Origin of the sequence: Paenibacillus sp. FSL K6-3182, assembly GCF_037976325.1 — a bacterium.
In the GTDB taxonomy this organism is placed as follows: domain Bacteria; phylum Bacillota; class Bacilli; order Paenibacillales; family Paenibacillaceae; genus Pristimantibacillus.
Window position 1 is genome coordinate 6,424,014 of sequence record NZ_CP150265.1, and the last position, 23,929, is coordinate 6,447,942.

Annotated in this window: 18 protein-coding genes; 3 read left to right on the plus strand and 15 right to left on the minus strand. The window is 46.6% G+C overall.

Features of this window, described 5'->3' with window-relative positions; translation table 11 throughout:
- Window positions 1-34: 34 nt before the first annotated feature.
- From MHH56_RS28205 to MHH56_RS28235, 7 genes are all read right to left on the minus strand, one after another.
- Window positions 35-1,105: a cation diffusion facilitator family transporter gene (locus tag MHH56_RS28205; protein WP_339204945.1), complete on the minus strand. Its 1,071-nt coding sequence runs from the start codon at window positions 1,103-1,105 to the stop codon at window positions 35-37.
- Window positions 1,106-1,336: 231 nt separating this feature from the next.
- Window positions 1,337-3,019: an FAD-dependent oxidoreductase gene (locus MHH56_RS28210; RefSeq protein ID WP_339209752.1), complete on the minus strand. Its 1,683-nt coding sequence runs from the start codon at window positions 3,017-3,019 to the stop codon at window positions 1,337-1,339.
- Window positions 3,020-3,205: 186 nt separating this feature from the next.
- Window positions 3,206-4,696, minus strand: coding sequence for a glycerol kinase GlpK (gene glpK, locus MHH56_RS28215; RefSeq protein WP_339204946.1), 1,491 nt, complete (start codon window positions 4,694-4,696; stop codon window positions 3,206-3,208).
- A 31-nt stretch (window positions 4,697-4,727) separates the two neighbouring features.
- Window positions 4,728-5,282: a glycerol-3-phosphate responsive antiterminator gene (locus MHH56_RS28220; protein WP_339209753.1), complete on the minus strand. Its 555-nt coding sequence runs from the start codon at window positions 5,280-5,282 to the stop codon at window positions 4,728-4,730.
- A gap of 60 nt (window positions 5,283-5,342) precedes the next feature.
- Window positions 5,343-6,362 carry a LacI family DNA-binding transcriptional regulator gene (locus MHH56_RS28225; RefSeq protein ID WP_339204947.1) on the minus strand — a complete coding sequence of 340 codons (1,020 nt, stop codon included), beginning with the start codon at window positions 6,360-6,362 and terminating at the stop codon, window positions 5,343-5,345.
- 140 nt (window positions 6,363-6,502) lie between these two features.
- Entirely contained in the window at window positions 6,503-6,868 is a 366-nt protein-coding gene (locus tag MHH56_RS28230) for a metalloregulator ArsR/SmtB family transcription factor (protein WP_076267233.1), read from the minus strand.
- 95 nt (window positions 6,869-6,963) lie between these two features.
- Entirely contained in the window at window positions 6,964-9,630 is a 2,667-nt protein-coding gene (locus tag MHH56_RS28235) for a glycoside hydrolase family 78 protein (protein ID WP_339204948.1), read from the minus strand.
- Window positions 9,631-9,849: 219 nt separating this feature from the next.
- Here MHH56_RS28235 and MHH56_RS28240 point away from each other — a divergent pair, with 219 nt between their 5' ends.
- The 3 genes from MHH56_RS28240 to MHH56_RS28250 are packed head-to-tail and all read left to right on the plus strand — an operon-like array spanning window position 9,850 to window position 11,619.
- Complete coding sequence (locus tag MHH56_RS28240; protein ID WP_339204949.1) at window positions 9,850-10,716, plus strand: AraC family transcriptional regulator; 867 nt, start codon at window positions 9,850-9,852, stop codon at window positions 10,714-10,716.
- 49 nt (window positions 10,717-10,765) lie between these two features.
- Window positions 10,766-10,927: a hypothetical protein gene (locus MHH56_RS28245; protein ID WP_339204950.1), complete on the plus strand. Its 162-nt coding sequence runs from the start codon at window positions 10,766-10,768 to the stop codon at window positions 10,925-10,927.
- Between the two features lie 47 nt (window positions 10,928-10,974).
- Window positions 10,975-11,619: a metal-dependent hydrolase gene (locus MHH56_RS28250; RefSeq protein WP_076267236.1), complete on the plus strand. Its 645-nt coding sequence runs from the start codon at window positions 10,975-10,977 to the stop codon at window positions 11,617-11,619.
- 105 nt (window positions 11,620-11,724) lie between these two features.
- Here the strand turns inward: MHH56_RS28250 and MHH56_RS28255 are convergent, their stop codons facing one another.
- From MHH56_RS28255 to MHH56_RS28290, 8 genes are all read right to left on the minus strand, one after another.
- Window positions 11,725-12,708 carry an alpha/beta hydrolase gene (locus tag MHH56_RS28255; RefSeq protein WP_339209754.1) on the minus strand — a complete coding sequence of 328 codons (984 nt, stop codon included), beginning with the start codon at window positions 12,706-12,708 and terminating at the stop codon, window positions 11,725-11,727.
- Window positions 12,709-12,943: 235 nt separating this feature from the next.
- Window positions 12,944-14,311 carry a HAMP domain-containing sensor histidine kinase gene (locus MHH56_RS28260; RefSeq protein WP_339204951.1) on the minus strand — a complete coding sequence of 456 codons (1,368 nt, stop codon included), beginning with the start codon at window positions 14,309-14,311 and terminating at the stop codon, window positions 12,944-12,946.
- A complete protein-coding gene (locus MHH56_RS28265) occupies window positions 14,308-14,982 on the minus strand; it encodes a response regulator transcription factor (protein ID WP_339204952.1) in 675 nt (224 codons plus the stop codon). The genes MHH56_RS28260 and MHH56_RS28265 overlap by 4 nt, the downstream gene beginning before the upstream one ends.
- A gap of 132 nt (window positions 14,983-15,114) precedes the next feature.
- Window positions 15,115-16,590 carry a YdiU family protein gene (locus MHH56_RS28270; RefSeq protein ID WP_339209755.1) on the minus strand — a complete coding sequence of 492 codons (1,476 nt, stop codon included), beginning with the start codon at window positions 16,588-16,590 and terminating at the stop codon, window positions 15,115-15,117.
- Between the two features lie 272 nt (window positions 16,591-16,862).
- A complete protein-coding gene (locus MHH56_RS28275) occupies window positions 16,863-19,070 on the minus strand; it encodes an S-layer homology domain-containing protein (RefSeq protein WP_339204953.1) in 2,208 nt (735 codons plus the stop codon).
- A 513-nt stretch (window positions 19,071-19,583) separates the two neighbouring features.
- On the minus strand, window positions 19,584-21,872 hold the full coding sequence (metE, locus tag MHH56_RS28280) for a 5-methyltetrahydropteroyltriglutamate--homocysteine S-methyltransferase (protein ID WP_339204954.1): 2,289 nt from the start codon (window positions 21,870-21,872) through the stop codon (window positions 19,584-19,586).
- A gap of 110 nt (window positions 21,873-21,982) precedes the next feature.
- Window positions 21,983-22,885 carry a LysR family transcriptional regulator gene (locus MHH56_RS28285; RefSeq protein WP_339204955.1) on the minus strand — a complete coding sequence of 301 codons (903 nt, stop codon included), beginning with the start codon at window positions 22,883-22,885 and terminating at the stop codon, window positions 21,983-21,985.
- 170 nt (window positions 22,886-23,055) lie between these two features.
- Window positions 23,056-23,916 carry a helix-turn-helix transcriptional regulator gene (locus MHH56_RS28290; protein WP_339209756.1) on the minus strand — a complete coding sequence of 287 codons (861 nt, stop codon included), beginning with the start codon at window positions 23,914-23,916 and terminating at the stop codon, window positions 23,056-23,058.
- Window positions 23,917-23,929: the final 13 nt, after the last annotated feature.

A 23,929-nucleotide genomic window follows, 5' to 3' on the forward strand; every position in this document is an offset into this window, starting at 1 on the left:
CTGAAGTGACAGCCCTATTTTACGATAATCGGATCTATACTTTGCAAGCAGAGTGCTTCAATTGCGATTTCTCGATCTGAATCGTTGAATGTTCAATTTGGAATCTGTCGGCCAGATGTTGAATTGCTTCCTGAAGAATGACTTGGCAATCCTTCTCATCCTCAACAATAAGATGGCAGCTTAAGGAGTCTATTCCCGAAGTTATTGTCCAAATATGAAGATCGTGAACGTCTTTGACACCTTGAATGTCTAGCAGTGCTTCTTTAACCTGCTCAGCATTCACATGAGCTGGCGTTCCCTCCATCAGAATATGAACGGTTGATTTAATCACTCCCCATGCGCTTCGCAAAATAAGAAGAGCAACCACTACACTAATGATTGGATCAGCGATATACCACGAAAATGAATACATCAAAATGCCGGCAATGATCGCGCCTACCGAACCAATGGCATCTCCGATGACATGAAGATATGCACTCCGAACATTCAGATTGTCCTTCACATCCGCCTTCCGCATAAGAAACCATGCACTTGCTATATTAGCCAGCAAACCGATACCAGCTATAATCATCATCGACCCGCTCGCGACGGTCGGCGGTTCACCGAACCGCTTGATTGCCTCCGCAATGATAAACGCGGCGATAACGAACAATGTAATGCCATTAAACAAGGCTGCCAATATTTCAAAACGATGAAATCCATAAGTGCGGTTAGAAGAAGCTGGACGCACGGCAATCCACATTGCTGCCAAGCTTAACGCCAGTGCAGCTGTGTCACTCAGCATATGCCCTGAATCAGACAATAGCGCCAACGAGTTCGTCACAAGTCCCCCTACAAATTCTAGAACCATAATACCCGCTGTAATAATAAGTGCGATCAGCAGCCCCGCTTTATTATTCGGAGCATGAGAATGTCCATGATGACCATGACCATGCGAGTGACCATGGTGATGACCGTGATGGCTGTGATTCCCATGGGAATGTTTAGCTGCGTTCTGTTCATGGTTATGGTCGCATCCTCCATCTCCATGATCATGTTGATGGTTTTCCGCAATGGCTGCTGATTTTAAATTTCCCCCTAGTTTCCCATCCTGTGATCCGTTCATAATTCTCTCCCCCAATCCATTCCAACAGACTTTATTAGTCTGCATCTAAACCAACTTTTTCATGAATGCAATCGAATTTCCATAACATATGAATACATGCTCATATGTTATTAAATTTATTATATGTAATTTATGCTAATGTTGCAACAACTTTTACGCACAAAAAAGAGGCGCATCTCTGCACCTCCATTTCTATTCGGATTCCATAGATCTAACGAATATCGAAGCAGTTTAGCCTTTCAGCGGCTCTACTGCTTCAACCAGCTTTTCTTCCAGCTCCAATGTATAAGCAGTCCGCTGCTCATCATTCCACTGCAGACGATTCGCCATCGCGGCTATGACCTGTGTTTTCCACTGCTGAACATATCCGATTTGGAAAAACAAATCACCCGTGCGGCGAATAAAGAAATCAGTTGGCTTCACTGTCATTTCCGCCTCTATGGCGTAACGAAGCTGTACCGCTAGTATGAGCGGCAATTCAAAGGTTTCCGCCCAAGCGCCTGTCCTTTGCGCAAGCGAGAACAGCTGATCCACGTTTGAGCCATAACGCTGCGCCAGAAAAGCAGACTCTTCCTTACTGAAGCCATAATGTGCTCCCTCTGCTGATTTCTTCTGAACAAAAGGCTCAAAACCTTTTGACCCGCCTAAGTCCCCGCCTGACATCGTAATCGTCTTGGTCTCGCTTTTGGCAAAAGCTTTGCTGCCGCCCTCCTGCCCGAGCAGTTCTACTACTTTATCTACAACGGTTTCAGCCATCTTGCGATAACCCGTCAGCTTGCCGCCCGCAATTGAAATCAGCCCGGAATCCGATACAAAAATCTCATCACGACGCGATATTTCCGAAGGCGATTTCCCTTCTTGCTGTATAAGCGGGCGTAGGCCTGCCCAGCTTGATTCCACGTCCGCTTCCACAAGCTTTAGATCTGGGAACATAAAGTTAACAGCTTGCAGCAAATAAGTGCGATCCGCAAGCGTCATCACTGGATTGACGGTATTGCCCTTATAGTTGGTATCCGTCGTACCGAAATACGTTTTTCCCGCGCGCGGAATTGCAAATACCATGCGGCCGTCCGGCGTATCGAAGTAGACGGCTTGGCGCAATGGGAAACGACTCTGGTCGAAGACCACATGAACGCCTTTTGTCAGACGGAGCGTTTTCCCCTTTTTCGATCCATCAATTTCGCGAATATCATCGACCCAAGGACCCGTAGCATTAATGACTTTAGTTGCCTTCAACTCGTATTCAGCGCCGTTAATCATATCTTTAACCAACGTGCCTGTTATTTTACCGTCTTTGCCATAACGAAGCGTCTCTACCTTGGCATAGTTCACCGACAATGCGCCGGTTTCTACCGCTTTCTTCATTACTTCTATCGTTAGCCGTGCATCATCGGTACGGTATTCCACATAATATCCGCTGCCCTTTAAGCCATCCCGCTTCAAAAGAGGTTCCTTAAACAGCGTGTCCTCTACGTTCAGCATCATCCGGCGCTCTTTTCGTTTGACGCCAGCTAGAAAATCGTAAACACGCAAACCAATCGATGTCGAGAACTTACCGAAGGTGCCGCCCTTATAAAGCGGAAGCAGCATCCATTCCGGTGTCGTAACATGCGGCCCGTTCTCGTATACGATTGCCCGCTCCTTGCCAACCTCAGCTACGACACCAATCTCTAGCTGCTTCAAGTAACGCAAACCGCCATGGACCAGCTTCGTCGAACGGCTAGAGGTCCCCGCTGCAAAATCCTGCATCTCCACTAAAGCCACTTTCATACCGCGCGCAGCAGCATCAAGCGCAATGCCCGCGCCAGTAATTCCTCCACCTATGACGAGTACATCCAGCTGTGATTGCTGCATCTGCTTCAGTACTTGCTCACGATTTTGGGCGGCAAATATTTCTTTATTATGAATGGTCATCATGATTTCCTCCCGATTGTCTATTTATTATTGTTCTGCCATTTACAGTTCATTACTCATGAATGAATCTAAATAAACAAAAAAACCACTCAAACCGCTCCCCAATCCCTAAAAAGGGTGTGGAAGCGGTTCTCGTGGTTTCTCCTGATCTCCAACCGTTATTAACTTGCCATCAGTATAGCATAATTATTGCGCGAAAGCCATGGCCGCTCGGACTGCACGATGCCATCCGCTGTATAAATCGGCACGTGTCTCCTCTTCCATAGCAGGCTTAAATACTTTATCTACCTGTCTCAGCTTAGCCAGCTCCTCGCGGTTTTGCCAGAAGCCTACCGCAAGTCCGGCTAAATATGCAGCTCCAAGTGCTGTAGATTCATTTACTACTGGACGCTCCACAGGAACGCCAAGCAGATCACTTTGGAATTGCATAAGCATATTGTTGGCAACGGCTCCGCCGTCTACACAAAGCGACTCCAGCGGCAAACCTGATTCCTCCTCCATAACGGAGAGGACATCTTTGGTCTGGTAAGCCAGCGATTCTAATACTGCACGGACAAAATGTGCCTTGGATGTCCCCCGCGTGAGTCCAAATACGGCTCCTCTAACATCGCTATTCCAGTACGGCGTACCGAGTCCAACAAATGCCGGCACGACATAAACGCCGTCCGAGGACTCCACCTGCTCCGCCAGTGCTTCCGTCTCGGAAGCCGATTCAATAAGCTCTAGACCATCTCTAAGCCACTGAATCGCAGCACCTGCCACAAATACGCTGCCTTCAAGCGCATACTCCAGCTTGCCATCAACCTCCCACGCAATCGTGGTGAGCAGCCCCTTCTCGGAGACGATTGCTTTGGTGCCCGTATTCATTAACATGAAGCAGCCCGTACCATATGTGTTTTTGGTATTTCCTTTTGCATAAGCATTTTGACCAAACAAAGCTGCTTGCTGATCACCAGCTGCACCTGCAACTGGAATTTTGCGTCCGACTATTTCATCAACCACATGTCCGTAAACTTCAGAGGAAGAGCGTACCTCCGGCAGCATCGCTTTAGGAATGTTCAAAATATGCAGAAGCTCATCGTCCCAGCTCCGCTCATGGATGTTGAACATAAGCGTTCTAGAAGCATTCGAAACATCCGTTACATGCACCTGTCCGCCGGTTAAATTCCAGATCACCCACGTATCGATCGTGCCAAAGAGCAGCTCGCCTTTCTCAGCACGCTCGCGTGCGCCCTCCACATGCTCAAGCAGCCAGCTCACCTTCGTGCCTGAGAAATAAGCATCAATGAGCAGGCCCGTCTTCTCATGAAACTCTTGCTCATAACCGCTTTTCTTAAGACCATCACTAATTTCCGCCGTTTGGCGGGATTGCCATACGATCGCGTTATGAATCGGCTGACCCGTCGTTTTGTCCCAGACAACGGTTGTTTCCCGTTGATTCGTAATTCCGATTCCAGCAATTTGCTCAGCGGTAACGCCTGTTTTGGCCAGCAGCTCTGCCATTACCTTTTTCGTCGACTGCCATATAAACATAGCATCTGCTTCTACCCATCCTGCATGCGGGTAAGACAGCGGAAGCTCTTCTCTTGCTATATCTACAATGGTTCCACTCTTATCCACGAGCAGCGCGCGCGTGCTGGTTGTGCCCTGATCGAGCGATAACATATACGTTTCCACTTGAACCCCTCCTTCACTTCTTTGCTTCCGCTTATTTTCCTAGCTTCCACAGCTCTTTCCGTGATGTCGTTATCGCCGAAGCTCCCGCTTCAAGCGCCTGGCTGACATGCGCCTCCGTGCGAACTAGTCCTCCCGCTATAATGGGAATGCCGCTCCGCTGCTTCACTTCACTTATAATATCCGGTATAACACCCGGCAGTACCTCAATGAAATCAGGACGATTCTTGTCCAGCACCGTATAACTTCTCTCCAAAGCATCCGAATCAATAAGAAATAATCGCTGAATGGCAATCAGCCCATTTTGCTTCGTACGACCAATAACGCTGGATCGCGTCGAGATAATGCCTGCAGGCCTAATAGACTGGCAAAGAAACTCTGCCGCGTATTCATCGTTTTTCAAGCCATCGATCAAATCGGCATGCAGCAGTACCTTTTTGTTATGCTGGCTCGCCAGATCAACGATATGCTTTAACTGTCCCAAATGCCCACCAAGGAGCACCATGTATGAAAAAGGCGAGGCAAGCACCGCTTCCACATCCTTCAGCTTATGCACTGCCGGCAATACGTTTTGCCCGTTTAGCAACATCGACATCTTGCCACCTCCGCTCGAATGCTTGGATTGTACTCGTCTTAGCGGCTGCTTTATTCAGCGCTTCACTCGTTTAATGCTGCTCTCACGTTCCTGCAGCTTGGTCGGCAATACGATCTTTTTCGCAATATCCCGCTTTGAAGCTAGACGTTCAGCAAGTAGCTCAACAGCGGTCTCGCCCATATACTCCATATGCACCTTAACCGTTGTAAGCGGCGGCTGCAAAAAGGCTGAAATAGCGATATCATTGTAGCCAACAATTGAAATATCTTCTGGTATCCGAAGCTCCGCTTCATGGAGTGCACGGAGGGCGCCAACAGCCATAGAATCATTTTCGATAAAAAAAGCGGTTGGCACTTTATTCGCTTTTATCGCTTGCTGCATCAGCTTATATCCATCTTCGGAATACAAATGCTCCCCCGTATAAACAAGTTCTGCATCATAAAGTCCTTTATCAGTCATTCGTTCTATAAATACATGCTCGCGATCATCACGCACACGCTTATTATTTACTAAGTTATGCCCGCCAATATAACCGATTTCGGTGTGGCCAAGGCGAGTTAGATAATCAATCACTTCTGAAACCGACTTTCCTATATCAATAACAACAGAATCAAATCGATTGTCATCCGGGGAAGAATCAACGAACACAATAGGCTCCAGCCCCTCTGGAAAACGGTTCAGATCCTCCTTCTCGAAGCGCCCGATTGCGATGATGCCATCAAACGACTCGCCTCGCCAATCTTTCTCGTCAGAATGGACTTGCATAAACAATTTTACCAAATCCATATTTCTATGGAAGCACTCTCGCTCAATGCCTAGCCGAATGGCCATGTAATAAGGATCAAGCATTTCCTCTTGATCAGAATACCAGTTCACAAGACCAACCCGGTAACGCTCTTTAAGCCCGGCACCGTTACGTTGGCGCAGCGTCTTGTAATTTAACTGCTGCGCGATTTCAAATATACGTTTGCGTGTCTCATCTGCAACCGATATGGCTGGATCATAATTAAGCACCCGCGACACGGTCGCAATCGAAACCTTTGCTTGTTGTGCAATCTCTTTAATTGTAGCCATATTACCTTTCCTTCCTGCCAACCCGTGACGATAAGTAAAATTATACTTTAATTTTACTAAAAATCAATAAAATCCATTCGAATAAAACTAAAGCTGCTCCCCATGGTTGCTAACCGTGAAGAGCAGCTTTGTTTGATGTATTATTCATGCTTCAAATGCTGAAGCGTCAGCATAAAGACTTGTTCTACATGATCGTCATCGAGCGAATAAAAGACGGTTTTCCCGACCTTCCTGCGCTTGACGATACGCATGTTTCGCAGCAGCCGAAGCTGATGAGAAACCGCCGATTGCCCCATGGAGAGCACCTCAGTCAAATCATGAACGCAAAGTTCAGACTGCACTAGCGCATGGATAATCTTCACTCGCGTGGGATCGCCAAGCGCCTTGAACAAATCAGCCAACTGAGCAGCTGTTGTTTCATTAATCATTTTGCTTCTAACATTCTCTATGTTTACCTCAGAGCCTGCGCACGAATCATCACATGCTGCGACAACTTGATTATCCATCATCATCCCACCAACCCTATTCATCCTAAAGCACATTATAACATGTTTCGGTTGATGGGGTGAATTTGAAATGTCTGCTTGCAGCCTGCACAGATCTACCAAGCAAATCGATAGCTGCCAGATCCTGCTTGTATCGTAACGCCTGCCTCAGTCTCAGCTGCTGATGTTATTCCCGCACTCTCGGCTAGCAACCCGCCGCTCTCGGTCACCTTCATCCCTGATTCCGCACCTGGCAAACGAATTTCCGCAGTGGTATTCGAAGGAATCGTCACATCAAGCGTGAAGTGCCCCTCTTCCGATTTGGACCATTTTGAGCTAACTGAGCCATATACCGTCTCAATCTTCCCTTCCGCCCACGTCAGCCCTTCGCCCGGAAGCGGTGCGATGACGATTCGTTTATAGCCAGGAGCATCTTCCACCGTTTGAATGCCCGCTACCGTCCGGTACATCCAATCGCCAATCGCTCCGTAAGCATAATGGTTAAATGAGTTCATATCCTTGCTCCAGAAGCTTCCGTCCTCCTTGATACCGTCCCAATGCTCCCAAATCGTCGTAGCGCCTTTGGTCACAGGGTAGAGCCAGGATGGATAGGTTTGCTGAAGCAGCAGCCTATATGCTACGTCGTTTTTACCAAAAGCACTAAGCACATGGTTCAAGTAAGGAGTACCGACAAAACCAGTCGTCAGATGGTCTTTGCTTTGCTCAATCAGCTCTGTCAGCTTGGCAATAGCGCGTTTCTCTGCTCCTTCATCCAAGAGTCCAAACATCAAGGCTAACACTTGAGCCGTTTGCGTCGGAACAGCCAGCCGTCCAGCACCTGTTACAAACTCTTCTCTAAGCGCTGCTACAATATTGTCGTACAGCTCCGAGTATCTCTTCGCATCAGCCTCCTTGTTGAGCACTGCTGCCGTCTTCTGAACGATAGATACCGAATAGGCATAAAAGGCTGTCGCGATAAAATCCCGATCCGTTGCGCCTACATAATCGCCCGACTTGGCATCAAGACCAAGCCAATCCCCGAAGTGAAAACCTGTATTCCATAAAAACTCATTTTCGCCTTGGCGCTGAATATACGATACCCACGCCTGCATGCTGTCATATTGCTCTTCTAATATTCGTTTGTCTCCGTAACAAATATATAACGTCCAAGGGCAAATCACTGCTGCATCTCCCCATGCTGCCGAGGACATGTCATTCTCGCCCAGCACCTGAGGAACCACGAATGGAACGCCGCCGTCTTCTGCTTGATCCGCCTCTACATCCCGCAGCCACTTCGTGAAAAAAGGAGCGACGTTTGATAAATAGGATGCCGTTTGAATGAACATTTGCGCATCGCCAGTCCAGCCGAGACGTTCATCCCGCTGCGGGCAGTCGGTCGGTACGTCAAGGAAATTCCCCTTGAGGCCCCATTTGATATTATGCTGAAGCTGATTGACGAGCGGTTCAGAGCACTGAAACTCACCGGTTTCCTCCATATCCGAATGCAGCACAACACCTGTAAAATCATCAAGCTTAATGCTCTCCGTTTCAGGGAAGCCAATCAGCTGCACATATCGGAAGCCTTGAAACGTGAAGCGCGGCTCATATGTTTCAGACTCCCCGCCCTTCAGCACATATCGAATCATTTGTTTTGCCGCCCGCAGGTTTTCGGTGTAGAAGTTGCCTTCCTGATCAAGCACCTCTGCATGCAGCAGTGCTACTTCGGAGCCCGCTTCTCCCTTTACGGCAAACTGAACCCAGCCAACCATGTTTTGGCCAAAATCAAGCACGGTTTCCCCTTTGGGTGTCGTAATCAGAGCAATCGGCTTTAACCTCTCCTGCTTGCGAACAGGTTCATTCGCCTGCGGCCTAAGCATATGCTTCTCATGCTGAACCACTTCAACCGTCTGCCACTCTTTCGCATTGTCTTCATAAGCGGCTGTAGTCCAGCCCTCTTGTTCCAGGCGTGCATCATACGTCTCGCCATGATAAATTTCCGAGAACTGAATTGGACTGACCGCGGCCTTCCACTTCGTATCGGATACGATGACCTCTTCACGTCCATCCTCGTAAACGATGTGCATTTGCAGCAGCAGCGCCAAACGATCGCCGTACACGCAGCGCTGATTGCCCCACGCCAAATTCCCTTTGTACCAGCCGTTTCCTAGGGAAGCGCCAATTGCATTCCCGCCTAATTTCAGCAGATCAGTCACATCATAAGTTTGGGTTTGCAGCGTATGATTGTAACTCGTCCAGCCCGGCGCAAAATAACTATCGCCAACTCGCTGCCCGTTCAGCTCTAGCTCATATATGCCGAGTGCAGTCGCATAAACCCGCGCTTCCTTCACTTTGCCTGTAAGCTCAAAGCTTCTCCTCATTAGCGGGCTAGGCTCCGCCTCAATTGGCAGCATCGCAAGCGGCGCAGCGATCCAGTCGCCAAGCCACTCGTCTGGACTAAGCAGTCCCATTTCCCAGAAGGCAACAGCAGACCAAGCGGTTTCATCTCCATTTTGATTCCAAGCCCGAACTCGATAATAATAACGCTTACACGATTCAGCGACAAAAGAGTCCTGCTCAACATGCGTTGACTGCTCGCTATTCACGCGCCCTGACTGCCATAGGATCGATGCAAAGTCTGATTCTGCCGCAATCTCAATCTCGTAAGCCGTTTGAATAACTGCCCTCTCATCAGAGTGTAATTTCCATCCTAATCGAGGTTTTGTCACTCCGATTCCAATTGGGTTTTGCTGATATTCACAATATACTGCGCTAATTTCAAACATCCTGTAATCCTCCTTAAGATTATTGACAACTATTAGTTGATTGCCCGAGCCTATTATAGAGTTGGCGCCCTTTTTTTGAGTGTTCGCCTTCCTTGCCACAACGCTTTACACTATAATTATAAAAAAGCATGCTTGAAAAATGTTGGGTAAAACGGACAATATCATGCGGCAATCAGGACATTTTCACAAAATGTAGAACTTGCGCAGGGAGAGCTCACGATGAACCATCCCGTAGAAACATACCGTGGAGAGTACTTTTTTCAAAACAACCAGCTGCTTTATGTTAATCGTGCAAGCGAAAGCATCATGAGCCCTTATCATGATCACGATTTTCTTGAATGCGTATATATTGCAGAAGGAGCCGGCTATCACCATATCGGAGATCAGGTGCATAAGGTGCGGAAAGGTCAAGTATTTTTCATTCCTATCGGCATTTCTCATGTGTTCAGGCCGATTTCCTCCGACCAAGCCCGCAACCCATTAAGCGTATTCAACTGCGTCTTTTCTCCATTGCTGCTGCATAAGCTTAGTGCATTCGCTTCCGATTATCGCAGCGTGCAGTTTATTAATGATATGGAAAGCGGCAAATTTCCCTATTATTCTTGTATGGATACAAATAGTCAGTTTGAGAAGCTGTTTCTATCCATGCATAGAGAATTCGAACTGACTCAAAGCGGCTCGTCCGATTACTTGCATACGCTGCTGCTCCAGCTGCTCATTACTCTGCAGCGCTCTGTTGCTAGCGAACCGGAAGCAGCGGCTCGTGCGCCGCAGCAGCTGGAATTTATAAAGCTGTTACATGATCTTGAGCAGCGTTTCCAGCAGGAGCTGACCCTAGCTAAGCTGGCCGAGACTAGCGGCTGGAGCGAGCGTCATCTGCAGCGGCTCTTTCAGCAGTATACGAAACAAAGCTTTCATCGTTATTTGCAAAATTTGCGTATCCAAAAAAGCCAAGAGCTGCTTCGTGGCTCTCAGCTGAAAATCAATACCATTGCCGAAATGGTTGGCTATCGCGATATTCATTCTTTTAACGCATTGTTCAAAAGGTGCACCGGCATGACGCCTAGCGTCTATCGCAGAGGCTAGAGAATAACCTCAGCTGGCATGCCTAAGCAGAAGGAGGTTCAATACCATCATGTTTACTCTAAAAGAAAAGCTCTATTTGCTTCAGCTGCTGAAGCAGCAAAATCGGAAACGTTTATTTGGCTTTGGCAAAAAAGACCCGGCGCATGATCGGCTGGTAGAGAAGCTGGAGCAAATGGTTCGAAACGAGCAAGTTAACAAAGAACAACTATAATAGACTGCCATATTTCATGCCACGCATCGTCAGTCACAGGAGGAATTATGACAGGAAAGACCCATCTTGCAATCGGAGCAGCTGTTGGTGCAGCCGCTTCTGTTTATTATCCCTTTACGATCGAGCACGCCGCTTTGTACATTGCCGTAGCCGGATTTTCAGCGCTAAGCGCTGATCTTGACGGACCAAGCATGCTCAGCACCAAGCTCAGCAAGTTATCGAAGCTCATTCGTGAGCTTACGCTTTGGTCCGGATGCCTGCTAGCCGGAATCGTTGCCTATTATTTTTTCACAGATCAGTCTCCATCACCGGTGTACATAGGCGTCGCAGCCGCTATCTTCCTGCTTGGTCTTGTTGCTAAACAAGGCGTGATCCGCAATGTACTTGCCAGCGCAGTTGGCTGTGCGGTTATGTACGCAGGCTACTACTATCAAATGAACTGGCTCATTGGCTTCGGACTGTTTTCAGCTTGGGTGCCTTGGCTGAAGCACCGCGGTATGACGCATACAATATGGGCCGTTCCAATTTGGGGATATATCGGCCTTGGACTGGAAAACCAGCTTCAAATCGAAGGGATCGCGATCGTGGCTATGCTCGGTTATTTATCTCATCTCGTAGCGGATACACTCACGCCAAGCGGCGTAAAGTGGCTATATCCGCTTACGAAAAAATCTTTTAAAATCCGTTTATAATCTAAAATAAAAGCGGCAGCCTGGACGAGTTACCAACGTCCGAGACTGCCGCTTTTTTATTTAGCCTAATATCTTCTTGGTCAGCATCTGCTTCAAAATAATCATCTATTTGTCTTGTTTTACTTGCTCCATAAATGCCCGGAAGTTCTCAGCGATTTCTTTTGATTTGGTATGGTGCAAATAATGACCACCTTCAAATGTCATCACTTTACCATGAACAGAATCTTTTATTTGCCCTTCATGCAGCGGTATCCATCCTTTTACGCCTGTGTTATTCGCTTGTATAAAGAAAATAAGGGGAAGCTCTTTTGGGAATGATAAGCTTCGAGCTGCAACAAAATTGGGATAAAGATTTTCCAATTCATTAATGCTGGTGCTATTAAACATATTTTTGTTTTGCAGCATCTTCATTTGTTTTTTTGTTTCATCATCATATGGCATCCCAGCAAACGGATCCTCACCAAAACTCGTCATTAATCTGCCGAAACCTGATTGCTTGAGCAGTTTAAAAGTTCCTAATGGCAATTTAGCATCCATGCCGCCTTGCGTTGGAACACTGGTATCGATCCCGACAAATGCACTCACTTCGTTTGGATATTTATTCACATAATCAAGTCCGTAAATGCCTGTAATGGAGTGGCCCATTAAAATAAAACGGTCAATATTAAGGCTCTGCAGCGCTTCATGAATTTCACTTACAATATTATCTGTTGTTCGTTCTTTGTTGGTTCTATCACTTAATCCATAACCAAAAGGCTCAACCACGACAACTTTGTAAAATGGCGACAGCTCATCAATTAACGGCTTAAAATCAAGCACTGGTGTCGCAGTTCCTTGACCAGGCAGGAGCACGATTGTTTCTTCGCCTTGTCCCTGAATCAAAATATTCATATTTTTCCCGTCTACCTTTACAGACTGACCATAGGGTGTAATTTTACCTTCCTCTGATTTGCTGCTGATCTTATTCACGACAAATACTGTAGCTACAAAAAGGACGATTGCTATAACTAATACTGCTAGCACTTTAAGTAAAATGAACAATATTTTTTTCATTTTACTAACTGGTTTTTTGCCTGAATTCAAATCCATTTTCTTTGCCTCTCGTATGTTCACTCTCATCTTCTCCTGTCATTTTCTCTGTGTTGGGCACTCTTAATTGGCCGCTAAAGAAAGCTTATACGACGAAGATGTACTCCGCGTGACGGCAATATGAACTGAATATGAACAGCAAAAAAAATGCTGCGGCAACACATGCAATGAGTTTGCACAGGCTGCCGCAGCATAGAATAAACGAGCGATGTCGACTAATACATTATGAATCGAATTACTCTGTCGGAGTAATGATTGGCAGGGTGACAATGAAGGTCGTTCCTCGGCCAGGCTCACTTTCCACTCGGATGTCACCTTGATGAAGCGATACGATCTGTTTAACGATGGCAAGTCCCATACCGCTGCCTTCATATTTACGGCTGTGGGAGCGATCTGCCTTAAAAAAGCGCTCGAAGATACGCTTCTGATCCTCTAGTGCAATACCTATGCCGCTGTCGGATATTCGGACGATCACGTTTTTGATATCTTGTTTGATACTCACTTTAATGATGCCGCCATCCTGCGAAAATTTGATGCTGTTGCCGATTATATTAGTCCATACCTGATTTAACAAATCATGATCAGCTGAAAAAATAACAGTGGGCAAATGGAGGTCGAAATGAATTTTGCGAGTCGACCACTGCGGCTGAATTGCGACGATAATTCGTCTTATTTGCTCGTCAAGTCTAAATGCGGTTAGCCGCATCTGTTGTGACTGTGATTCAAGCAAACTCAGCTTTAGCAGACTATCGCTCATCTTGGACATCCGTTCGGCTTCAGCGATAATAATATCTAGGTAGCGATTTCGATCATTATCCGCAACATTGGCTTGCTTGAGCGCTATAGCATAGCCAGATATTGAGGTGAGCGGCGACTGAACCTCGTGCGAGACATTCGTTACAAATTCTCTGCGCATCTGCTCCAACTGCTGCAGGTCATGCATCATTTCTTCGAAGCTTCGAGCCAGCGTTCCCAGCTCGCCCGTTTGTTTAATATTCAGCTTGACGTTAAAATCTCCAGATGCAATTCGCCTAGTCGCTCTTGTTAGCTTCTTGATTGGTCTTATTAGAAATATGGAGGCAATTAGAATAAATAAGCTTCCTGTTACCAAAGCATAAGCCACAAAAGATAATCCCCATTTGAATATAGTAGAGGCAGATGGTGGGGAGAGTGCTTCCACAAACATCGCTTTTATTCCCATGTCTGTTTTGAGCGGCAATCCTATGAAAGTAACAGTAACCCCCTTCATACGAACCTGAACTATTTCTCCATCCAGTACCTTCAATACATGTTCCTTCGTTATAGCAGCAGGCTTATGTCCGTGCAGCGCTCCGAAAGACTGGAACCGATCCGTCGTTTCGTAAATTCGAACATGATAGGAATTGAGCTGCTTCATTCCACTTACGAGTTTGTCCGCTTCAGGTGAGGGGATGGTCTCATAAATTCGGGTGATATCCTGTCCAAAATTACGCATCAAAATTTGTGAGTTCTCGCTCAATTTCTCTTGAAATGCCCAAGTTGCTACAAAAAAAGCAATGACCGTGCCCCCGATCACGGAAACTAGAAATATGAGGACCACTCGTGTGTATAAAGATTTGATCATTCGTGCACCTCAAGCCGGTAGCCAAGTCCGCGCACCGTCTCGATATGAAAATCGGTTGTCGTCGCGAACCGTTCGCGCAATCGTTTAACATGTACGTCTATCGTTCGATCGTCGCCTGCATAATCAATCCCCCAAATTTGGTCGATTAGCTGCTCACGCGTATAGATTTGTCCAGGTGTTCCAGCGAGCTTATAAAGGAGTTCAAACTCCTTGAGCGGCAACGCAAGTGATTCCGTCCCTCTCATTACCTTATAGGTCTGCCGGTCAAGAATGATGCTGCCGAGCCGTATCGTCTGCGTAGAGCCAATTCGGTATCTTTTCAGAAGAGCCCCAACACGAGCCGTCAGCTCCAGTGGATCAAATGGTTTCGTCAAATAATCATCCGTCCCGAGCTGGAAGCCTTTCACTTTCTCCCATGTCTCGCCTCTTGCAGTCAACATAAGTAACGGAAGATCAGGATTGCTTCTTCGAAGCTCCTTGCACAACGTCCAACCATCCATAATCGGCATCATAATATCGAGTACGACAAGATCAATATGCATCGAGGCATAGACGGCTAGCGCTTCCTTGCCGTCTCCCGCTTCAGCTGTTTCGAATCCGTCGTTGCGTAGAAATAAACAAACGAGTTCGCGAATGTTCGCATCGTCATCAGCAACCAGTATAGTAGGCATTCGTTCCCTCTTTCCCTGTTATGCATTCCATATAATAGTAATCATTATACTATAAATCTAGATGAATTATAAAAACAGCACAGAACAGACAAAAGCAGCTGACCTTTGAGGTGAGCTGCCGCTTTTTTTATATCAGGTACCGCAAAATGTTTGATATGGACGGGTTGATTCCCCAGGGAACGTGTAATGATCAGAACGTTCACGGGAGTGATCGTAGGGGCTCGAAAGAACACTTAGAAGCTGCTCCATCACACGGTTGTCGCCTTGCTTCACTGCGGCTTCTAGCGCTTCTTCTACTCGAAGGTTGCGCGGGATTACCGCAGGGTTGCTTGCGCCCATCAACTGATGAGATGCAGCTTTGGATTCGGGCTGCCTGCCTAGTCTCGCCTGCCACAGCTCATACCATGGTGCAAATCCCTCGGTGCCAAAGAGAGCTGTATCTTCTGGTTTATCTAATGTGAACGAGCGGAATGTATTCGTGTAGTCTGCACCATGCTCCTGCATCATACGAAGCAAATCTGTAATTAGAGCCTCATCTTCAAGCTCTTCATTAAAAATTCCAAGCTTCGCTCTCATTCCACTAAGCCAGCTCTGGTGATACAACTCTGCAAATCCAGATAACGCATCCTCTGCCAGTTTTATAGCTTGTTCTTCATTGTCATGCAGCAGCGGCAAAAGCGCCTCAGCAAATCTAGCGAGATTCCACGCGGCGATACGCGGTTGGTTGCCATAGGCATAACGGCCATGAACGTCAATGGAGCTGAATACCGTTTCGGGATCATAGGCATCCATAAAGGCGCAAGGGCCATAATCAATGGTCTCTCCGCTAATCGACATATTGTCAGTATTCATCACACCGTGGATAAAACCGACGAGCTGCCATTTGGCGATTAGCGCTGCTTGGCGCTTAATGACTTCTTGAAGCAGGCCAAGATAGCGATTTCCAGCTTCGCCAACCTCTGGGTAATGCCTTTGCAAAGTGTAATCAGCAAGTTGTCTGAGTTCTTCAGCCGTACCCCACTGGGCAACAAATTGAAAGGTTCCAACGCGCAGATGGCTGGAAGCCACGCGGGTCAGAATTGCTCCCGGCAGCTCCGTCTCGCGGTATACAGGCTCGCCAGTTGTGACAACGGCGAGGCTGCGAGTGGTAGCAATACCAAGCGCGTGCATAGCCTCACTTATAATATATTCACGCAGCATCGGTCCAAGTGACGCCCGGCCGTCGCCTCCACGGGAGTATGGCGTTCTGCCAGAACCTTTCAACTGAATATCAAACCTCTCACCTGTGGGCGTAATTTGTTCACCCAGCAATAGAGCACGGCCATCCCCTAATCTGTTAAAATGACCGAATTGATGCCCAGCATAAGCTTGAGCAAGCGGCAAAGCGCCTTCGGGAATTTCATTTCCCGACAGCATAGCAGTACCGTCCTTGCTTAGAAGCGATTGAACATTTAACCCTAGTGATTTTGCGAGCGATTCATTCATAATATTCAACTGCGGAGAGTGCACAGGCGGCGGACTCATTTTTGTGAAAAATGAGTCCGGCAGCCGTGCATAACTGTTGTCAAAGTTCCAACCTGTTTTATCTAATGCTGTTTCCTCAGTCATCATATCTCCTATATTCTTGTGTCGTTTATCTTCGTTATTGTATGGTCATCTAACGAAAAAAAGTCATAAATACCATTTATCACCTAGATGGTTCCCATTTCTTTGCAAGGCAATTCGGTTTATATAGATTGATTATAACACCATTTCCTCCTTCGCTTCTCCTCTTTGAACCTAAGCAAGCGTTTGTGGGTGAATTGACTGGTCCATTACTGTGAATTGCAGACTTGGAATAGGAAAATGAATGCATAGCCATTGAGCAGAGTGCTGCATGATCAATCTAAGTACTTCTCAGGATATAGCAGCTTCTGCAGCCTCAAAAGGATCGCCGCCGCTTGCTCTCGGACCAGCGTCTGCCGCGGATTGAACTTGCCGTCGCTGCCGACCATCACCTTATACTCGTTGACGGCTTGGATAGCGTGGAGACTCGTCGCGGATAGACCCTTAATGTCGCCGAACGCCATTCGCCCCTCACTGCCGAAGGCTGCTAAACGACCAGCATTTGCGGACATCATCGCTGCCTCTTCGCGAGTAATCGTACGCTCTGGCTCGAACCGACCGGACGTACGATCAGTAATGCCGAGCTTTGCAGCTCTTGCGATTTCGTCGCTGTACCATTTGCCCGCTGGAACATCATTGAAGGGAGAGCTGCCAGCAGGCTGATCCGTAGCGCCGTGTACCAAGCGGAGCAGCATGGCTGCGAATTCAGCGCGAGACAACGTCTTTTTCGGAGCCAGCACATTATCCTTCACGCTTACGCCCTGAATGTAACCTTCATAAAGTGCATGTGCCATATTTTCTCTTGCCCAGCCGGCAACTTGATTAGCATCCTTAAAGTCAGCTAAAGGAGGAGCAGAGACCGATAAATAGAAAATATTTTTGGCCATAGCAGGCGCAGCATCCTTCCGATACCCAGTTAGCGTAACGACATGCACACCGGAGGGCATTCCCGCAAAAGCCACTTTCCCTTTCGCATCGGTCACCATCGTCTTCCCACCTACTGTCACCGTTATATTCGGCGCTGGCAGTTGACCCGATTTACGATTTGCTTTCTTAACGAACAGCTCGAAAGGAGAATTCGCTGAAGGCCGTCCCTCTGCTAGTTTGCCGTTCGCATTTGAGCCATTAACAACGACTAAGTCGATAACCTCGGTTGTATCCGAACCATAATAAAGAAGCAATCGACTTCTATCACTAAGAACATTCCCGCTGCTAGCATTTTCCGGGAACATCCAACTGCTATATCTACTATACTCAGCGAACTTCCATCCATTCTTTCCGCCGTATTGCAGGGCGTCGATTCCTTTAATCGAGGTGATTACCTTCTCCCCGGAAGAAGCCGTCTTCATTTCATAGGCAATTCCTTCTTGCTTAAGGAAAGCAAGAGCTGTATCTATCGCCTTGCCCCCACTTGGAACGCGTCCTTGTGCGATCGTACCTGTAGGCCCCTCGATCTGAATAATCGCGCTGCCCGTGGCCAAATTCAAGTCATCGATCAACCGTTCTTTGCCATTCACATACAACTTATAAGCGGTCAACGCCAAATAAGCGTGGAGCGTTGCCTTCATATCCAAAACGCCATCGCTGCGCTCCGAGAATCCACCTTCATCCAATCGACGCGACATCAGAAAATCGAGCGGATGAGCGCCTCCCTGCTGCGCGAACGCAGCAGCGTCCATTCGTTGCGATGACAGTGCAATGATAACCTGGGCTGTCGCCGCTGTGCTGAATTCGAAGCCGCCGTCGACTGATTGCTGCATGCGCAGCCACTCCAGCGCTTTCTGCTCTGACTCCGTCAGCTCCCGATCTTGCGATCTCGAAATGAGTGACAAGCCTGTCAAAGCTACAGCTGTTGCCATAGCACTACCTTTCCCATTAACGGACTCGGACCAGCTTCCATCTTTCAGCTGCTGATTCATGATGATATGAGAAAACGCGTCAGGATACCAGAAAGGGTTCGAGTTAGGAGAGTAAGGACTGGAACTCTTCGCCACGACATAAGCGGGTACGAGTTCATATATCCCCTTCTTCTCTAGGTCAGGATTGTTCAAAACGGCTGAGAAAAAATCAAGACCAGCGATATTGTTAATGTTGCTGCCGCCAGCAGCAGCATAAGCGATCACCGTTCTTGTCATATCTATATACGTATCAAATCTTCCGCCATTGTTTAATATGACATCCGCTTTCTCCTCCAGAAAGCCTTTCGGAACTGCTCGGCCGTTCTTTGCAAATCCGATCGCCGCCCAATCCGAGAAGGGCTTCTGATCATATAGCAATTGCTCCGCTTCCTTTAATGCATCCTGCATGTCTGTTGTGAAGGCCAGCGAACGGTCGACCTTGCTGCTTGCGTTAACGCTGCCGCCAGATGCCAGCTTCTCTGCCGTATTGGCTGACGCGACGCCAACAAGCAGCTGCAGCATCAGACATCCAGCCAAAAAGACGCGCCCCATTCTCATTATTATTTTCAATCCATTTTGTTTCATTCGTATTGCTCCCCCTCCTGCAAATCTACGTAAATCGTTATAATGGTAAAATTTACACTAATTGTTAGACGGTACAAAACCTTATTTGTTTCGGCTGATCCGAATAAATAAAAACGGCGATAGACTAGGGCGTCATCATGACGTTCTAGTCTGTCGCCGTATAGTTGGACAATAGCAGGCTGGCTCAATCCCATACTTGATCCAATTTGTCTGAATAAAAAAGGTAAGCAAGTTGATACCACATTGATGAGTTCTGCGGCTCTTCTGTGACTAAATCTATTAGCAATGTCCTCGCTTCTTCCAGTTTCCCTGCTTCTCTTAAACTTATGGCTGTATGAAGCTTATCCATGATATTCATTCCTTTTAAAATCAATTCGTTTCGTTTATCGTATCATATTTGAGTTATCAGCCTAATTCTAGTTTATTTATATAACAAAATCGTATCTGAGCCTATCAAAAAGAGCAGGCTGCCGTGGCAGTCTGCTCTTCCGTAATCTATTTTAATAACCTAGCTTACACCTGCAAAGAATGTTTCGCACGGGCGATCTGTGTCGCTTCAACCATGTTGCGCAAGGAATCAACGGTTTCTTCGAGTCCACGTGTTTTAAGTCCGCAGTCTGGGTTAATCCAGAATAACTTCGGATCAAGCACACGCAAAGCGCGTTCGATCATACTCGTCATTTCCTCCACTCGCGGAATACGCGGGCTGTGGATGTCGTATACGCCTAAACCTATACCCAGCTTGTAAGTATTCAGCTCAAAGCTATGAATCAATTCACCATGACTGCGTGAAGTCTCGATGGAGATAACATCTGCATCCATCGCTTCAATGGAATCAATCATGTCATGGAACTCGCAATAACACATATGTGTGTGAATTTGCGTCGTATCCTGAACCGTGCATGTAGTCACGCGGAAAGCTTTGACAGCCCAAGCTAAATAGTTGGCTTGGTCTTCTTCCTTAAGCGGCAGACCTTCGCGAACCGCAGGCTCATCAACCTGAATCATCCCTATGCCCGCTTGCTCAAGCGCTTCTACCTCTTGTCTAAGCGCATAGGCAAGCTGGTAAGCGATTTGCTCACGCGTAATGTCATCACGGACGAACGACCAGTTCATGATCGTGATCGGTCCCGTAAGCATTCCTTTAACTGGACGTTCAGTCTTCGACTGAGCATACTTCGTTTCCTCGACAGTCATTGCTTCTTCGAACGCTACATCTCCAAAAATAATTGGCGGCTTCACGCAGCGGGAGCCATACGACTGTACCCAACCGAACTGAGTGAACGCAAAGCCCGCAAGCTTCTCACCGAAAAACTCAACCATATCTGTCCGTTCAAATTCGCCATGCACGAGTACATCCAGTCCGATTTCTTCCTGAAGCTTAATCCAGATATCGATTTGATCACGGATGAAGCTAGCGTATTGTTCATTGTTCCAATCACCCTTGCGCCATTGTTGACGGGCTTTGCGCACCTCAGCGGATTGCGGGAAACTGCCAATTGTCGTCGTTGGGAAAATCGGCAATTGCCATTTTTTCTGTTGGGCAATATGACGCTCAGAAAATGGCAGATTGCGTGTTGGATTCTGCTCGCTAATAGCGGCTACGGCTTGCTGAATGCTGCTGCGATTGCGCTCGCCTGATTGCTTAAGTGCCTCTAGAGCAGCATCACATTTCTCAAGCTCGGCAGTAACGAAAGCATCTTCCGAAGTAACTGCTTTCGCAAGAAGAACAATCTCATCCAGCTTCTCATCCGCAAATGCTAGAGCCCCCTTTAGTTCAGGCAATAGCTTAGTCTCATTTTGCACTGTGACTGGAACATGAAGCAGGCTGCAAGATGACTGTACAATTAGCTGTTCAGCCGTTACGACTTCAGCCAACTCTTTCAACAATGCCAATTTATCGCGAAGTGACGCTTTCCAGATGCCGCGGCCATCAATGACTCCTGCACCTAGAACCTTGTCCTGAGGGAAGCCAAATTGTTTAATGGATGACAAGTTTGTGGACAAACCGTGTACGAAGTCAAGCCCAATTCCTTTGACCGGCAACGCAACGATGTCAGTATAGTTTTCTATGGATTCGAAATACGTTTGCAGCATGATGTTTAGATTAGTTACCGATGCAGCAAGCGTGGTATAAATATTTTTCAGGCGACTGCGATCAGCATCGCTAAGTTTTGTTACAAGAATTGGTTCATCTATTTGTACCCACTGAACGCCTTCTTTTTCAAGCTCTTGCAGGATCTGCACATAAAGCGGCAGCAATCGATCCAGCCAAGCATCAGTCTCTGATTGACTGTATCCTTTGGACAGCTTCAAGAAGGTTAATGGGCCGACAATAACGGGTTTTCCCTCGATACCGAGCTTTTCCTTAGCTTCCAAATATGCGATAAGCGGCTTATTCTCTGTAAGTACAGGTGCTGCTCCGTCAAGTTCAGGTACGATGTAGTGATAGTTGGTGTTAAACCACTTGGTCATTTCGCTTGCCGTTGCATCCTTCGTTCCGCGGGCAATGCCATAATAAACCGACAGTGGTACTGAACCGCCTTCGTAAGTGAAGCGCTTCGGAATGATCCCGAACATCGTTGCTGTATCAAGAATGTGATCGTAATAGCTGAAATCATTGACCGAGATAAGGTCGATGCCTTTCTCCTGCTGCTTGCGTAAATGATTCAAACGGATTTCTTGAAGCTTGCCATGGAACTCTGATTCTTCAAGCTTGCCTGCCCAAAACGCTTCTAGCGCCTTCTTCCATTCCCGATCCGCACCAATACGTGGATATCCCAAAACACTGCTTTTCACCATCTCGTAACACTCCTATACAAATTGTTACAAGAAAGATAACACGTATTCACTGTTATAGAGTAACTGGATTAAACTATATCTAGTCATAGCCTTAAGCTATACCCGCACTTTTATTTGCCAATCGCTTGTTTGAGCGCCACAATATATGCCGACCCGAGCTTGGATAAGGAAGCATTTCGCTGTGAAATCCAACCTACATTGATCGTCTCCTCGCAATCGAGCGGTACTGGAATAATCTCATTGCCGTTTAAATCAGCGCTTAGAACACCGGTCGATATCGTATATCCGTTTAGTCCAATTAGGAGATTGAACAGCGTCGCCCGATCGTTTACACGGATGCTTTTTTTATGAGTCATCGTACTTAAAATTTCTTCTGAAAAATGAAAAGAATTGTATTCGCCTTGGTCAAAGGACAAATAGGGATAATTTTGAAGCTGGTCAATGGTCACGATCGATTGATTGGCTAACGGGTTATTAATGCTGATGAAAATATGAGGCTTAGCTGTAAATAAGCTAATAAACTGTAAATTCGCCGTTTTGAGCAGCTTATTGATTACCTTCCCATTGAACTCGTTAAGATACAAGATTCCAATCTCGCTGCGCAGGCTTTTAACATCTTCAATAATTTCGTAGGTTTTAGTCTCGCGTAATGTTAATTCATATTCTTCCTGACCATACTCGCGAACCAAACTGACAAATGCATTCACTGCAAAAGCATAATGCTGAGTAGAAACCGAAAAATGCTGCGGCGAAGGCTTGGCATTCAGGTAACGGCTTTCCAACAATTCCGCCTGCTCAACGACCTGCCTAGCATAACTTAAAAACTCAACACCTTCCTTAGAAAGTGAAATTCCTTTATTAGACCTCTCGAAAATCTCTAGCTGCATTTCCTCTTCCAGATCCTTAATGGCATTGGAAAGACTAGGCTGAGAAATAAACAACCGCTTGGCTGCCTCATTAATGGAGCCTCGATTGGCGACCTCAATTACGTATTTTAATTGTTGTAGAGTCAATGAAATACTCCCTTCTAACATCCTGCTTGTCTTTCTTACATTATACATATAAAACAAGCCAAACATTGCATCCTCTGCCGTTTAAGCATAAGAAAAAGGAACCCGAATTGCAGCGGATTCCCAAACGTTCTTTAAAGCTATCGCTGGAATGCTCAATCTACGTCTTTCCTTCAATTTCTCGCTATAGCACTGCTTTCAGTACAATCATTCAATATACCTCTACTGATGAAAGGTGCGATCGATACCAGTGCTTTTAAGCCTTCTTTCTCAAAAGCTTTTTTCGCACATTCGTCAATTGCCTCTGTACTTATAAATGGCGCCAGCGATACAATGGCATTTATGCCCTCTTTTTCGACGGCTATCCTTGCACATTCATCAATGAATTCCTTACTTATAAATGGGGCCAGTGACACAATGGCATTAATGCCTTCTTTTTCAACCGCCATCTTCGCATATTCATCAATCGCACCCTGACTAATAAATGGGGCCATCGCTACGAGTGAATGTATGCCTGCTTTTTCAAAAGATAGCTTCGCGTACTCGTCAATCGCAGCTTCACTCATAAATGGAGCTAACGATACGAGTACATAAATGCCCTCTTTTTCAAAAACCTGTTTTGCAATTCTGTCTATCGTCTCTTCACTAACAAAAGGAGCAATGGACAAAAGATCGCCTATTTCAGCAACCTCCTCTGCATTCGCAACGAATTCATCCACTTGTTCTGTTTTGAGCAATGGTGCAATTTCGGAAATATCTTTAAGTGAGACTTCATTATGTTGTAAATAATCTTCTGTTGAATGATCCAGCATACTTCTAAGGAGTTCAGTACCTTTGCCTTCGTCCAAAATCTCATCGATACTGACATCAAAAATTTCTGCGATCTGGGGAAGCTTAGAAATATCAGGCATCGTCTCTCCCCGCTCCCAATTGCTCACCGCCTGATAACTGATATTAAGTCTGTCTGCTAAACCCATTTGGGTAATTCCGATCTTCTTCCTTAGCTTCGAAATATTTCTGCCTACCTTCATCATATCAAACACTGTC